We start from the raw sequence: 14,119 nt of genomic DNA on the forward strand, positions 1-14,119 counted from the left end.
CAACAAAAAAATCAAATGGCGGTATTAGGGTCTATAATAAAAGGAGTTATTGAATTGGCAGATACTTTTTCTTCGGAAGTAAATGCGGCGGAAGCACAACGGGAAATCTTAAAGAAGCTTCTCGAAAAAGCGAAAGAGACCAAGTTTGGTAAAGATTATGCTTTTGAAGAAATTTTAAAATCGGAAGATTTAGAAAAACAATTTGCTCAAAGCGTTCCTTATTTCGACTATCATAAAATGAACGATGCTTACTGGAAACATCTCCATGAAGGTGAAGAAAACGTTTCATGGCCTGGCACTCCAGAATATTACGCATTGAGTTCTGGCACCACAGGAAAAACAAGCAAAAGAATTCCGGTAACGGAAGATATGCTCGAAGCGATACGAAATACGGGTATAAAGCAAGTAAGTGCTTTGGCAAACTTCGACTTGCCCGCTGATTTTTTTGAAAAAACAATCATGATGCTCGGTAGCTCTACCGACCTAAAAGAAAAAGACGGTCATTTGGAAGGTGAAATAAGTGGGATAAGTGCCAGTAACATTCCATTTTGGTTTCGTGGTTATTATAAACCAGGAGAAGAAATTTCCCAAATAGACGATTGGGATGAGCGTGTACAAAGAATTGCCGAGAACGCTAAAGAATGGGATATAGGCGCGTTAAGTGGTATTCCCTCCTGGATGGAGCTCATGCTTAAAAAGGTAATTGATTACCACGGGGTGCAAAATATCCATGAAGTTTGGCCTAATTTACAAGTTTACACTTCTGGTGGGGTGGCTTTCGGACCGTATAAAAAGAGTTTTAATGCATTGCTTGCCCATCCTATTACGGTGATAGATACGTATTTGGCTTCCGAAGGATTTTTGGCCTATCAAGCGCGTCCTGAAACCGAAGCCATGAAGCTAGTTTTGGATAATGGTATTTATTTTGAGTTCGTACCATTTAAGCCTGAATACATTAATCAAGATGGTTCTATAACTGATGATGCCCCCACAATTCCGATTGCTGAGGTTGAGGAAGATGTTGAATATGTGTTGCTCATTTCAACGGTTTCCGGGGCTTGGCGATATTTAATAGGAGATACCATTAAATTTACGGATGTTGAGCGTCATGAAATCATAATTACGGGTCGTACTAAGTTTTTCTTGAATGTAGTTGGTTCCCAACTTTCGGTAAACAAAATGAATGACGCCATCCAAGCAATGGAAGAAAAATATGATATGGAAATCCCGGAGTTTACCATCGCAGCTACAAAAATAGACGGTGATTATTACCACAAATGGTATATAGGTTCTCCACAGCAAGACATCGATAAGGAAGACTTGGCAAATTCGTTGGATGAAGCGCTGAAGGACGCTAACAAAAATTACAAAGTGGCAAGATCTAAAGCCTTAAAAGGAGTAAAAGTAGAAATTATAGCACCGGCTATTTTTCATTCTTGGAGCGAGCAGAATAAAAAGAAAGGCGGACAAGTTAAGATGGAACGCGTAATGGGCGAAGAAAAATTTAAAGATTGGGAAGCTTTTGTAAAGCAACAATCATCTTAAGACGATATCTTTTCACTGGGCGCTAACTCTTGCGTGAGTTGTAAAATGTCTTCTGGGGAAAGGTAAAGTCTTTTAATACGGTTTTTATAGGTTTCTGATAGACTAGTGTGGTTCAGAATAAAATTTTTGGTTTCTAAAATGTAATCGCCCATACCGTGGTTTACTGCAAAGACATCGGCAGCGCGTTCTGCTTCCCGAATATGTTTTCCTACAAATATATATTTTATGCCAAACCAAATAAGGTTTAAGCTTCCTCTGTGCAAATAGTCCATAATATGTCCTAATTCATGGCCAATCCACCCAATAAGCACATCCTTAGGAACCGTATCTATCGTAAACTTTTCCCCTTCAATATTGAAACTACTACTAATAAAAATATAATAGCGCCTTCTTTTAGGTTTATTGAATACCGTTGAAAATTCTGGCTGTGCTTGCATGAAAGAACGCTCTAATTTCTCTTTAAATTTAAATTCAATGGGCACATTTTTTAAATCGGGAAAATAGCTTAGCGCAGTTTCAACTTCTTTTCTTATGGATATCGGGATACGTTTGTTGGTAAAAGTTTCGCTTGTTTTTTCCATACTTACAAACTACAAAATATACTTATTAACACTCTAATATGGATTGATAAAATTCTCTTAATAATCTCTAATGCAAACTAAAAATTATTGAATTTCAAGTGATTAATTTAAATACAAGGCTTTTCTTTTAACAAGAAAAGTAGTATTTTCATTAGATGATAGTTCCATTTATTTTAGGAGTTCCTGTGGTGTTGCTCTTCACCTACTGGGGGTTTAACCTTACAGATCTTGCCTATTCCAAAATTTATGGAAAGCCATTGATAGTTTACGATCATATTTATTTCAAGAAGTTAGAGGAAGAAGATGTTGCTATTATAAAACGGCATTCCGTTTTTTACAATAATTTGAACAAATATAAGCAGCGGGTTTTTAGGCACAGGGTAGTGATGTTTATAAACAGCAAAACCTTTATAGGTTTAGATGGTTTTGAATGCACCCGCGAGAAGAAAATATTGATCGCCAGTATTGCGGTGATGCTCTCTTTTGGCATGCGTAGATACCTTATTGAATCGGTGAATAAAATTATAGTATATCCAGAAGCCTATTTCTCTGCCATTACCCAAAAATATCATTTGGGGGAGTTTAATCCACTATTAAAAACCATTGTATTTTCTTGGAAAGATTTTAAGGCTGGATTAAACGACAATAACAACAATAGTAATTTGGGAGTCCATGAATTTGCGCATGCGCTCTATTTTGCCTCTAAGCATTACAATGATGTTAGTTCCATTTTATTTGCTCACGGCATTAAAAAAATAGACGATTTATTGTACACAGATGTTTATATTGATAAAATACGGCATACAAAATATTTGAGAGGTTATGCCTTTGCCAATAAGTTTGAATTCTTTGCGGTGTGTTTAGAGCATTTCATTGAAACGCCGGTAGAGTTTAAAAAGGAGTTTCCGGAACTATTCATCATTATAAAAAATATGATGAATTTTGAAACTTCAATAGTTTAATGTACCTGCTTACTTTCAATATTTTCTAGAATCATTTTTGCATGTACCCTAGAATTTTCTATAAACCACAAATGGGTATCCATACCGCCACAGATAACGCCAGCCAAGTATAGATTTTCAACATTGGTTTCCATAGTGTCCTCGTTGTATTGCGGATAAAACTTCCCATCTTCGGATAATTGAACGCCTAGTTTTTCCAAGAAATGGAAATTAGGTTTATAGCCTGTCAATGCCAAAACATAATCGTTTTCGATGGTTTTTTCACCTTCGGAAGTATTCAGAACAATGCAATCTTCTTTAAACTCTTTCACAGTGGTATTGAAAAAAGCTTTTACACTGCCTTCTTTAATTCGGTTTTCAATATCGGGTTTTACCCAGTATTTTACCCTTGGTCCAATTTCCGGTCCGCGAACAATCATTGTAACGTCGGCGCCTTTTCGGTAGCATTCCAAAGCGGCATCCACTGCCGAATTGCTTGCGCCTACAACGGCCAGCTTCTGCATGGAGTAAAAATGAGGATCTTTATAGTAATGCGCTACTTTTGGCAGATTTTCCCCCGGCACATCCAAGGTGTTTGGAAGATCGTAAAAACCGGTAGCTACGATTACAAAATTAGCTTGGTACGTTTCTTTATCAGTTTCAATTACAAAACGGTTGTTTTCTTGTTTTTTAACTGAAGTTACTTTTTCAAATAAATTAATATTGAGGTCGTTGGAGGTAACAATTCTTCTGTAGTATTCCAGCGCTTCATTACGTTTGGGTTTTGCTTCCTTGCTGATAAACGGAATATCATCGATCTCCAGTTTTTCAGAAGATGAAAAGAATTGCATGTTCATAGGATAGTTAAAAAGGGAGTTTACAATAGGCCCTTTTTCGATAATCAAGGAATCGACACCTCTTTTTTTTGCTTCCAGTCCGCAGGCAATCCCGATGGGGCCACCACCAATTATAATAAGTTCTTTTTCAGTCATTAAGCAATTTTGTTTTTCAGGTCTGAAATAGTCTGATTCGGATTATCACTATTGAAAATAAAGCTCCCGGCAACGAGGATGTCGGCACCGGCATCCGTTAGTTTTTTGGCATTTTCGTCATTAACACCACCATCAATTTCTATAAGTGTGTTAGCGTTATTTGCTAGAATCATTTCTTTAAGTTGAGCGATTTTTTTATACGTGTTTTCAATGAAAGATTGTCCGCCAAAACCTGGATTCACACTCATAATTAACACCAAATCCAACTCGTTTATTACTTCTTCCAAAACCCGAGCACTTGTATGGGGGTTTAATGCTACGCCAGCCTTCATACCAGTAGCTTTTATGGCTTGAATGGTTCGGTGTAAATGTGTGCAAGCTTCAAAATGTACAGTAAGGTAATCTACCCCTAAATCGGCAAAATCCTGAATGTACCTATCTGGATTTACAATCATTAAATGGGTGTCCAACATTTTGGTAGCATGTTTGGAAATCGCTTTAATTACGGGCATCCCAAAAGAAATATTTGGTACAAACTCACCGTCCATCACATCCAAATGAAACCAATCGGCCTCACTGTTGTTAACCATTTCTATATCCCGTTGCAAATTGGCAAAGTCTGCCGCCAGTAAAGAAGGTGCAATTAATTTTTTGTTCATTACACTGTATTTGTTACGTAACTATTTTCCGTTGCTAATACCATTTACTCATCAATATTACTGGAATATCAATTAATATTTGGTATAACAAAAATACGGGAAATAATTTTTAGAATAATGGTTCTTGGGTATGGTTAACAGCTTTATAACGAAATGAAGATGGGTTGTAAAAAACCAATAAACCGCAACAAGTAAGAAACCAGAATCAAAAAAGTTAAAATCACTTCATTAATACTCAAACGTTCCGTATTCGCTGGAAATCGTTAATTTTTTGGTTTCCGAAGCTTCAACGCGTCCAATAATTTGTGCATCCACATCAAAAGATTTGGAGATGGCAATGATATCTTCTGCGATACTTTCGTTTACATAAAGCTCCATTCGGTGTCCGCAGTTAAATACTTGGTACATTTCTTTCCAAGAGGTTTTGGATTGCTCCTGTATTAGTTTGAAAAGCGGCGGAACATCAAATAAATTGTCTTTAATCACGTGAACGTCGTCAACAAAATGAAGTATTTTAGTTTGTGCGCCTCCGCTGCAATGCACCATTCCGTTTATTTCTTCGGAAGAATACTTTTTCAAAATTTCCTGAATAATAGGCGCATAGGTTCGGGTTGGGGAAAGCACTAATTTTCCAGCGTCGATAGGTGAATTTTCAACTTTATCGGTAAGCTTCGTATTTCCGGAATACACCAAATCATTCGGTACGGCGTGGTCAAAACTTTCAGGATACTTTTCAGCTAAATATTTATGGAACACATCGTGGCGCGCCGATGTAAGTCCGTTGCTGCCCATGCCACCGTTGTATTCGCTTTCGTAAGTAGCTTTTCCAAAGGACGCCAACCCCAAGATTACATTTCCCGGTTGTATATTGGAATTATCGATTACCTTTTTACGCTCCATACGGGCGGTTACGGTAGAATCTACAATTATGGTACGTACCAAATCCCCAACATCAGCAGTTTCACCACCGGTTGAATGAATTTCCACTCCAAACTTCTTCAGATCGGTAATTAATTCTTCTGTTCCGTTGATGATGGCTGAAATAACTTCCCCTGGAATTAAATTTTTATTTCTCCCGATGGTAGAAGAAAGCATAATGTTTTGGGTTGCCCCAACACATAACAAATCATCAATATTCATGATTAAAGCATCTTGAGCGATACCTTTCCAAACAGAAATATCCCCAGTTTCTTTCCAATACATGTAGGCTAGAGAGGATTTTGTGCCCGCTCCGTCGGCATGCATAATAATGCAATGATCCTCGCTACCAGTAAGGTAATCGGGAACAATCTTACAAAAGGCTTTAGGGAACAATCCTTTGTCTACATTTTTTATGGCGTTGTGAACGTCTTCTTTTGACGCGGAAACCCCTCTTTGCGAATACCTTTTGCTGATTTCTGAACTCATGAAAATTGTTTTTGCAAAAATAGCCATAAATAAAAAGCACACAAACTTTTGTTTGTGTGCCCGATTTTTTGAAGGTTGGTTATTTCCTTCTAAAGTGATAAATACAAAAGCTTCAAAAAACTTTCCGTGTAAAAATCACTTCATTAAATTGATTAATAGCATTCCAAATATATAAAAACTTACTGCGGTTCGAACAGGGAAATCCCCCTTAATTAAGGGGTGATTAATTCTTTTCGACCAATGTTGGTTTATGTCGGACAAACTGATAATCAGTTGGTAAGCCTGTTTAATGTCTTCGGTTATTTGGTAAACAATAGTTCTCTGTATTTTGTTAAAGGCCAAAGTGTATCGTCTACCAGTAGCTCCAATTTATCACAATGGTAACGTATTTGTTCAAAATAGGGAAGCACCTTTTCGCAATACGCTTCTGCTTTTAATTGCGCTTTTTCCAATTTGTTGGCGTTTTTCCTTTCTTCAATCATAAAATTCACTTTGGAATTTATTTCAGAAATATGGTTTGAAATTTCTTCAATAAGATCCAATTGCTCCGGAGCAAGCTTTTTAAAATCATTTCCGAAGACCTCTTTTAGTCCTTTTACATTTTCAATAAGCGTATTTTGGTACCGAATGGCGGTCGGGATTACATGATTTCTAGCAATATCACCTAAAACCCTTCCTTCAATTTGAACTTTATGTGCGTATTCTTCCAGTTCAATTTCGTGGCGAGCTTTTATTTCTACGGAATTCATCACTTTCATTTCCTCGTAAAGGTCAATAGCCTTTTTTGAAATGGCCGCTTTTAATGCTTCTGGAGTGGATTTGCTGTTGCTTAATCCTCTTTTTTGAGCTTCTTTCACCCAAGCCTCGCTATATCCATCTCCTTCAAAACGTATTTTTTTGGAAGCTTTGATGTATTCCCTTAAAACATTAAAAATAGCTTCATCCTTTTTTAACTTCTTTTTTTCAATGAGTGTGTCCACTTCTTTTTTAAACTCCATTAGTTGTTTTGCAACAATGGTATTTAGCACGGTCATTGGTCTAGCGCAATTGGATTTGGAACCTACAGCCCTTAATTCAAATTTATTTCCGGTAAAGGCAAAACAGGAAGTTCGATTTCTATCGGTATTATCCAATAAAATTTCAGGAATTTTACCAACTACATTCAGTTTTAGGTCCGTTTTTTCTTGAGGTGAAAGTTTTCCTTTGGAAACATCTTCCAATTCGTCCAATACTTTGGTAAGTTGCGAACCAATGAAAACGGAAACAATAGCCGGAGGCGCCTCGTTAGAGCCTAATCGGTGGTCGTTGGTTGCAGAAGCTACAGATGCTCTTATTAATTCTTCGTTGTCGTGCACCGCTTTAATGGTGTTGATGAAGAACGTTAAAAACTGAAGGTTTTTGGTAGGCGTAGTCCCTGGGCTTAATAAATTGGTGCCATTGTTGGTCGCCAAAGACCAGTTGTTGTGTTTCCCTGAGCCGTTAACGCCTACAAACGGTTTTTCGTGAAAAAGCACTTTAAAGTTATGTTTGTCGGCTGTTTTATCCATTAAATCCATTAATAATGAATTATGGTCAACGGCTAAATTAGCCTCTTCAAAAAGCGGCGCCAGCTCAAATTGGTTGGGTGCCACTTCGTTATGCCTTGTTTTAACAGGAATACCCAATTTAACACAATCATTTTCAAGGTCTCTCATAAAGCTAAGTACCCTATCTGGAATCGAGCCGAAGTAGTGATCGTCCAACTGCTGACCTTTGGCTGGCGAATGGCCGAGCAATGTTCTTCCGGCCAAAACAATATCGGGGCGAGAGAATGCCAAGGCTTTATCAATTAAAAAATATTCCTGCTCCCAACCCAATGTAGCATTTACCTTGGTAACACTTTTATCAAAATATCGCGCAACCTCTGTAGCGGCATTGTCAATGGCTTGTAATGCCCTTAATAAAGGAGCTTTGTTGTCTAAAGCTTCTCCAGTATACGATACAAATACGGTAGGTATACAAAGTGTAGTCCCATAAACAAAAGCGGGAGAGGTAGGGTCCCAAGCGGTGTAGCCACGTGCTTCAAAAGTGTTTCTAATTCCGCCATGCGGAAAGCTGGAAGCATCGGGTTCTTGTTGAACGAGTTGACTTCCTCCAAATTTTTCTACCGCTTGCGAATTATTTATAGGCTCAAAAAACGAATCGTGCTTTTCTGCAGTTGCTCCGGTTAAAGGTTGGAACCAGTGTGTATAATGTGTTGCGCCTTTGGTCATGGCCCAATTTTTCATGGCAGCTGCAATCTCATCTGCCAGTTTTCTATCGATTTTCACACCGCCTTCGATGGCCGAAATAACACTATTGAATGCCTCTTTAGACATTACTTGGCGCATCACCTGTTCATTAAAAACATTGGCGCCATAGATTTCAGATCGTTTCACACCAGCTTCGATGGGGAGTGGTTTCCTTTCGAAAGATTTTTCAATAGCCTTAAACCGTATTGTTGACATAGTCCTCGTTATAAAAAAGTTGTTTTAATAGCCTAAATGTTTGAGCGATAACAAATTTCCGTTATCAGAATTAAAATGGGTATATTTAAATGAAATAAATATTAAATTATTATTAACAAATTTCTGAATATTTATACAAAAAAGAAAATACCCCATGCAAAAATAGGGTATTAATAAAAATGGAGTGTATTTTTCAAAAACACCCCTGTAATTTTCGGCAGCAATATTAAAAAAACATATTTTTGCCTACGAGTAAAGTTCAATTAATTAAAATTTATTAAAAATGAGTAAGGCTAAACTTGAGTACATTTGGTTGGATGGTTATTATCCTACCCAAAACATGAGAAGTAAAACTAAAGTTGAAGATGATTTTAGTGGAAAATTGGAAGATTGCCCTATTTGGTCTTTCGACGGTTCTTCAACTAAACAAGCAGAAGGAGGTTCTTCCGATTGTCTTTTAAAGCCAGTTGCTATTTATCCAGATCCAGCACGTAAAAACGGATATTTGGTAATGGCAGAGGTTTTGAATGCTGATGGAACGGCACATGAAACTAACTCAAGAGCTACAATTGATGATGAGAATGATGATTTCTGGTTCGGTTTTGAGCAGGAATATTTCATAATGGATACTAAAACACAACTTCCTTTAGGTTTCCCTGTTGGAGGATATCCTGGACCTCAAGGTCTTTACTACTGTTCTGTAGGTGGTTTAAACACACACGGAAGAGAAGTAGTTGAGAGACATGCAGATTTATGTATTGAAGCAGGTATCAACTTTGAAGGTATTAACCAAGAGGTTGCTTGTGGACAGTGGGAATTCCAAGTTTTTGCAAAAGGAGGTAAAAAAGCTGGTGATGAAATTTGGGTTGCACGTTATTTACTAGATAGACTTTGTGAAGAGTACGGTTACTATATTGAGTACCACCCAAAACCAGTAAAAGGTGATTGGAATGGTTCTGGTATGCACGCAAACTTCTCTAACACATTGTTGAGAACTTGTGGTTCTAAAGAGGTTTACGATAAAGTTTGTGAAGCATTTAGACCTGTAACTAAAGAACACATTGCTGTTTACGGTGAGTTTAACGATGAGCGTCTTACAGGTAAGCACGAAACAGCTTCAATCAACGATTTTAGCTATGGTGTTTCAGATAGAGGGGCTTCTATCCGTATTCCAATTATTACAGTAGAAAAAGGATACAAAGGATGGTTGGAAGACAGACGTCCTGCTTCTAACGCAGATCCATACAAAGTAGCTGCAAGAATCATTCAAACTGTAAAAACAGTAGATGAAACTGTAGTAGCTTAATTTTTTAGTATTTCCCCGAAATACTACACATTTTTCATTAATAAAAAATCGTCTGAAATTTTTCAGGCGATTTTTTTTATGCTAAAGTAGTGGCAACAAAAACGCCATAAAGAATAAGCAGAATAATCCCGTCTCGCCAACCTAAGCGAAGCCCTTTGGGAATAAAAACAAGAGGCAAGATTAAAAAAGAAATGCCTAGCATCCATAAAATATCATTGTCTAGCAATCCAGGATCATTAATTTTTATAGGTTTTATCATGGCGGTGATTCCTAAAACGGCTAAAATATTGAACATGTTAGAGCCAATTAAATTACCCAATGAAATTGCTTTTTCTTTTTTTAGCACAGCAATTATTGATGCAGCCAATTCTGGAATACTGGTTCCAACAGAAACTATAGTTACCGCAATTACACGTTTGCTAACACCGTAAGTTTCTGCCATCCCGACAGCACCATTTATTAGTAATTCAGATCCGCCCCAGAGCGCAACCCCTCCAAGTGCAAGGAATAATACAATTTTATATAAGGGAATTTCGGTTTCTTCGTGTTTCTCTTCTACTACTGCTTTTTTCTGAAATTTAAGTAAGTATATCAAGAATAAAGTTAACATAATAAAAAGTATTGCCCCTTCGTAGCGTTGTAATGTGCTATCAAAATAAATAAAGCCAAAAAGCATTATAGAGGCAATCATCATTACGGGCCAATCAGTTTTATAAAAACTCTTTTCAACTTCAATAGCCGATAAGGAGATAGTTGCGGCAAGTACCAAACCTAAATTTGCAACATTGGAGCCAATTACATTTCCCATGGCCAAATCGGGGAAACCAATTAAGGCTGATTTTATACTTACAATAAGTTCTGGTGCAGAAGTAGCTAAAGAGACCACCGTCATCCCAATTACAATTTTTGGAATATTTAGTTTTAACGAAAGTCCGACAGCAGATTTTAAAAGCCAATTGCCTCCCAATATCAAAAGTGTAAGGCCTAGGGAAATAAAAAGTAAATTCATGAATTAGGTTTGTATAAAGATACGTAATCAATAGAAATGGTCGATAAAAACTATATTTTTAGTTAAATAACTATAAAAATAGTTGTAAAACTAAAAATATAGTTATATGTTTGGTGGATAAGATTTTAAATTGCTACGTTTTATGCAAAAACTCACCAATAAAGAAGAAGAGGTTATGAAGATTTTATGGAAGCTAAAAAAAGCTTTTGTGAAAGAAGTGCAAGCTGAAATAGATGGAGAAAAGCCACATTACAATACGCTGTCTACTATTGTGCGTAATTTAGAAGAAAAGGGTTATGTGGCGCATAAAGCCTTTGGGAACACGCATCAATATTATCCTATAGTTGAAAAAGAAGCGTATCGAAAAAGGTTTTTTACCAATGCTATTGAAGATTATTTTAACAATTCTTACAAGGGTTTGGTTTCTTTTTTTGCTGAAGAAGAAAAGATTAGCGTGGAAGATTTGAAAGAAATCATCAATCAAATTGAAAATAAAAAGTAATGGAATCATTTTTAATTTATTGTTTAAAATCATCCCTAGTTCTTGCTATTTTTTGGGGTGTTTACCGGATTCTATTATCAAAAGAAACGTTCTTCATCGCGAATCGATGGTTTTTAAATGTTGGGATGCTCGTTTCTATTTTATTGCCTTTGATATATTTTAAAAATGTAATAACGGTAGAGGTTTCTGCGAGCGAAATGGTTGGAGAGAGTTCAAATAATGTTGTTCCAGTAGAATCCATAGATTATGGTTTGCTGATGGTTAAATTGCTGTTCGGAATTTACTTGTTGGGTGTACTCTTTTTAATGGGTAAGCTTATTTTTCAACTAAGTTCTTTGTTTAAATTGATTAAAAGAGGAAGCTTCCGTAGAAAAGAGAATAACATTCACATTTTAATCAATGAGAAGATAAGTCCGTTTTCCTTTTTCAATTACATCGTTTACAATCCCAAAAAACATTCAGAAGAAGATTTACAAACTATTATTGCTCACGAAAAAGTACATGCAAAGCAAGTGCATTCTTTGGATGTTATTTTCGTTGAGCTTTTTAGTGTGCTTTTTTGGTTTAATCCGTTAACATGGAGTTATAAAAAGCTGCTAACACAAAACTTAGAATTTCTGGCGGACAGGACTACCGTAGAAAGCACTCAAGAAATTAAAAAATACCAATATTTATTGTTGGAGACGGTAAGTGGAGTGCCATATTCCATTGCCAATCCATTTTATAATTCATTAATCAAAAATCGAATCGTTATGTTACAAAAACAAAAATCACAGAAGAAGAACATTTGGAAATATGCGTTAATATTTCCTTTGCTAGCAGGATTTATGATGTTGTTTAGCTTTAAAACGGAGACCAAATTCAAAATTCAGGAGAATTTACAGAAAACTGAAATAGTTCAGGATTCTACTTTTTCAGATAATCCGCTTGTAGTCATAGATGGCGTTGTAATGCCATCTGACTTTGATCTTGATGCAATTGATCCAGAGACGATTGCTACGATGAATGTATCCAAAGGAGAAATTGCCATTGCCAAATATGGGGAAAAGGCTAAAAACGGACTTATAGAAATCACATTAAAAACGGGAAATGAATTATTGTTGAAAAATGAAGACAGTCAAGAAAAGCAAAAAGACAAATCTTTAAAGTTTAGAAGTGTTGATAAAAACGGAAATGTGCAGGAGTCACTTAAAAACGTGTTGTATGTGGTGAATGGAAAAGTAATGCCAGCCGATTTTGATGTAAACGCAATTGATCTAAATAGTATTTCAAATGTGAATGTATATAAGGGTGAAAATGCCATCGAAAAATATGGGGAAAAAGCTAAGGATGGAGTTATTGAGATTTCTTTGAAAAAATGGGGATTAAGTGTTGGAGTTCATGACCAAAAAGATAAAAGCTTAGGTAATTTATTGAGTGATGAAGGTTCTTTGGAGCATGCGTTGTATATAGTAGATGGGGAAGAAAAATCAGCTGAGTTTGTAAAGTCTATCGAATACGACAAAGTAAAATCCGTAAGTGTTTTAAAAAACGAGCAAGCAGTTAGTTTGTATGGTGCTAAAGGGAAAAACGGAGTAGTGATAGTAGAACTTAGAAAGTGATAATTTTCTTTCTTTAACTATTCTTCTAAAGTCATACTTGGTGCGGCTATTTTGAGAAGTCTTAACTTAAAACAATTACGACAAACTGCCCAAATAAAAACTTGGGCGGTTTTTAACTAACCAAATAATGTTCAGAAACCAATCCATTTCGGCTTGTTATAAGTTTTGTATGCCCGTTTTTTAGTAGATATAGTTCATCGCATAATTCAATTACATGTTCATGGAGATGATCGGTAATAATAATTCCTTTTCTCGGACTTTCTTCTTTAATTAGTTTTATAATTTTTTCAATGAACAACGGAGCAATATGGGAGAAGGGCTCGTCAAGCAAAATGAATTTCGCTGATGATTTAATAACAATATAAGTTTCGATGACCCTTAATTCACCACCTGATATCTCTTTCGGGTTCATTTCTTTATAAGATTCAAAACTTGGAAAAACTTCAACAAAATCATTCCAAGACACGCTCATCATAAATAAAGCATCCTTTAGTTTTAAATTTTTGGGAAGCAGCGAGTGTTGAGGTAAATAGGTGACTAAACCAGTTTTGTAGAATGGTTTTAATATTGGTTTTTTATCTAAACGAAGTAACTTATATTTAGGTTTTAGACTTCCGAAGATAATCTTTAAAAGACTACTTTTTCCACAACCATTTCTTCCTAAAACTCCAGTAACTTTACCAATTTCATTTTCAAAGTAAACTCCAGATAAAATTTTCTTATCGGAATAGTACAGTTCGATATTGTCGATTTCTAACTTCAAAATAGAGGCTTCAAAAATGAATAAATTACAATATTGATTATAAAATCTACGAATAAAACTCCGATGAACAATTTAGATGTTGAGACAGATAGGTTGTGATAAAATGTAAATCTATTGTCATTACCAACTTTGGAGTAAGTAAAAAATAAGACGCTAAAAAAAACGATTTTAGTTAGTAAAATGGTAGGTAGCGGAAAACTCATGAACAATAGAACCAATTCTATTAAAACAGCAATTAGAAAGTAGCTTTTATAAAAATTTAAAATTAAGAGTAGCGTTCGCATCTATATAAATGTATGGTTTTTTAAAATAGAATTGATTGGAAAA

Annotated in this window: 12 protein-coding genes; 5 read left to right on the forward strand and 7 right to left on the reverse strand. The window is 35.9% G+C overall.

The window, feature by feature from the left end; all coding sequences use genetic code 11:
- Positions 1–15 precede the first annotated feature (15 nt).
- Positions 16–1,545 carry a GH3 family domain-containing protein gene (locus tag NDQ75_RS15695; protein ID WP_202029747.1) on the forward strand — a complete coding sequence of 510 codons (1,530 nt, stop codon included), beginning with the start codon at positions 16–18 and terminating at the stop codon, positions 1,543–1,545.
- Here NDQ75_RS15695 and NDQ75_RS15700 read toward each other — a convergent pair.
- The gene (locus NDQ75_RS15700; protein WP_202029748.1) at positions 1,542–2,126 is read right to left on the reverse strand and encodes an ImmA/IrrE family metallo-endopeptidase; all 585 of its coding nucleotides are present in this window, start codon (positions 2,124–2,126) and stop codon (positions 1,542–1,544) included. The genes NDQ75_RS15695 and NDQ75_RS15700 overlap by 4 nt on opposite strands.
- A gap of 155 nt (positions 2,127–2,281) precedes the next feature.
- Here NDQ75_RS15700 and NDQ75_RS15705 point away from each other — a divergent pair, with 155 nt between their 5' ends.
- Positions 2,282–3,088 (forward strand): zinc-dependent peptidase, encoded by an 807-nt coding sequence (locus tag NDQ75_RS15705; protein ID WP_202029749.1) that lies wholly within the window; start codon positions 2,282–2,284, stop codon positions 3,086–3,088.
- On the opposite strand, the gene NDQ75_RS15710 is transcribed toward NDQ75_RS15705, so the two are convergent.
- The 4 genes from NDQ75_RS15710 to NDQ75_RS15725 all read right to left on the reverse strand — a co-directional run bounded on the left by NDQ75_RS15710 (position 3,085) and on the right by NDQ75_RS15725 (position 8,611).
- Entirely contained in the window at positions 3,085–4,059 is a 975-nt protein-coding gene (locus tag NDQ75_RS15710) for a YpdA family putative bacillithiol disulfide reductase (protein WP_202029750.1), read from the reverse strand. The genes NDQ75_RS15705 and NDQ75_RS15710 overlap by 4 nt on opposite strands.
- Complete coding sequence (gene rpe / locus NDQ75_RS15715) at positions 4,059–4,718, reverse strand: ribulose-phosphate 3-epimerase (RefSeq protein ID WP_202029751.1); 660 nt, start codon at positions 4,716–4,718, stop codon at positions 4,059–4,061. Before rpe ends, NDQ75_RS15710 begins: the two co-directional genes overlap by 1 nt.
- A 228-nt stretch (positions 4,719–4,946) precedes the next feature.
- A complete protein-coding gene (locus NDQ75_RS15720) occupies positions 4,947–6,125 on the reverse strand; it encodes an AIR synthase related protein (RefSeq protein ID WP_202029752.1) in 1,179 nt (392 codons plus the stop codon).
- A gap of 299 nt (positions 6,126–6,424) precedes the next feature.
- Complete coding sequence (locus NDQ75_RS15725; RefSeq protein WP_202029753.1) at positions 6,425–8,611, reverse strand: glutamine synthetase III family protein; 2,187 nt, start codon at positions 8,609–8,611, stop codon at positions 6,425–6,427.
- Between the two features lie 283 nt (positions 8,612–8,894).
- On the opposite strand from NDQ75_RS15725, the gene NDQ75_RS15730 reads away from it, so the two are divergent.
- Positions 8,895–9,917, forward strand: a complete 1,023-nt coding sequence (locus NDQ75_RS15730; RefSeq protein WP_202029754.1) for a glutamine synthetase beta-grasp domain-containing protein — start codon at positions 8,895–8,897, stop codon at positions 9,915–9,917.
- 76 nt (positions 9,918–9,993) lie between these two features.
- Here the strand turns inward: NDQ75_RS15730 and NDQ75_RS15735 are convergent, their stop codons facing one another.
- A complete protein-coding gene (locus tag NDQ75_RS15735) occupies positions 9,994–10,926 on the reverse strand; it encodes a calcium/sodium antiporter (RefSeq protein ID WP_202029755.1) in 933 nt (310 codons plus the stop codon).
- A gap of 142 nt (positions 10,927–11,068) precedes the next feature.
- On the opposite strand from NDQ75_RS15735, the gene NDQ75_RS15740 reads away from it, so the two are divergent.
- A complete protein-coding gene (locus tag NDQ75_RS15740) occupies positions 11,069–11,428 on the forward strand; it encodes a BlaI/MecI/CopY family transcriptional regulator (protein ID WP_202029756.1) in 360 nt (119 codons plus the stop codon).
- Complete coding sequence (locus NDQ75_RS15745; RefSeq protein ID WP_202029757.1) at positions 11,428–13,029, forward strand: M56 family metallopeptidase; 1,602 nt, start codon at positions 11,428–11,430, stop codon at positions 13,027–13,029. The genes NDQ75_RS15740 and NDQ75_RS15745 overlap by 1 nt, the downstream gene beginning before the upstream one ends.
- A 112-nt stretch (positions 13,030–13,141) precedes the next feature.
- On the opposite strand, the gene NDQ75_RS15750 is transcribed toward NDQ75_RS15745, so the two are convergent.
- Positions 13,142–13,792, reverse strand: coding sequence for an ATP-binding cassette domain-containing protein (locus NDQ75_RS15750; protein WP_202029758.1), 651 nt, complete (start codon positions 13,790–13,792; stop codon positions 13,142–13,144).
- Positions 13,793–14,119: the final 327 nt, after the last annotated feature.

The organism is Galbibacter mesophilus (genome assembly GCF_023721415.1).
GTDB lineage: Bacteria > Bacteroidota > Bacteroidia > Flavobacteriales > Flavobacteriaceae > Galbibacter > Galbibacter mesophilus.

Coding starts and splice junctions, on each gene's coding strand:
- NDQ75_RS15725 (WP_202029753.1), bottom strand. CDS start 8,611: ATGTCAACAATACGGTTTAAGGCTATTGAAAAATCTTTCGAAAGGAAA.
- NDQ75_RS15735 (WP_202029755.1), bottom strand. CDS start 10,926: ATGAATTTACTTTTTATTTCCCTAGGCCTTACACTTTTGATATTGGGA.
- rpe (WP_202029751.1), bottom strand. CDS start 4,718: ATGAACAAAAAATTAATTGCACCTTCTTTACTGGCGGCAGACTTTGCC.
- NDQ75_RS15745 (WP_202029757.1), top strand. CDS start 11,428: ATGGAATCATTTTTAATTTATTGTTTAAAATCATCCCTAGTTCTTGCT.
- NDQ75_RS15730 (WP_202029754.1), top strand. CDS start 8,895: ATGAGTAAGGCTAAACTTGAGTACATTTGGTTGGATGGTTATTATCCT.
- NDQ75_RS15705 (WP_202029749.1), top strand. CDS start 2,282: ATGATAGTTCCATTTATTTTAGGAGTTCCTGTGGTGTTGCTCTTCACC.
- NDQ75_RS15700 (WP_202029748.1), bottom strand. CDS start 2,126: ATGGAAAAAACAAGCGAAACTTTTACCAACAAACGTATCCCGATATCC.
- NDQ75_RS15740 (WP_202029756.1), top strand. CDS start 11,069: ATGCAAAAACTCACCAATAAAGAAGAAGAGGTTATGAAGATTTTATGG.
- NDQ75_RS15695 (WP_202029747.1), top strand. CDS start 16: ATGGCGGTATTAGGGTCTATAATAAAAGGAGTTATTGAATTGGCAGAT.
- NDQ75_RS15710 (WP_202029750.1), bottom strand. CDS start 4,059: ATGACTGAAAAAGAACTTATTATAATTGGTGGTGGCCCCATCGGGATT.
- NDQ75_RS15720 (WP_202029752.1), bottom strand. CDS start 6,125: ATGAGTTCAGAAATCAGCAAAAGGTATTCGCAAAGAGGGGTTTCCGCG.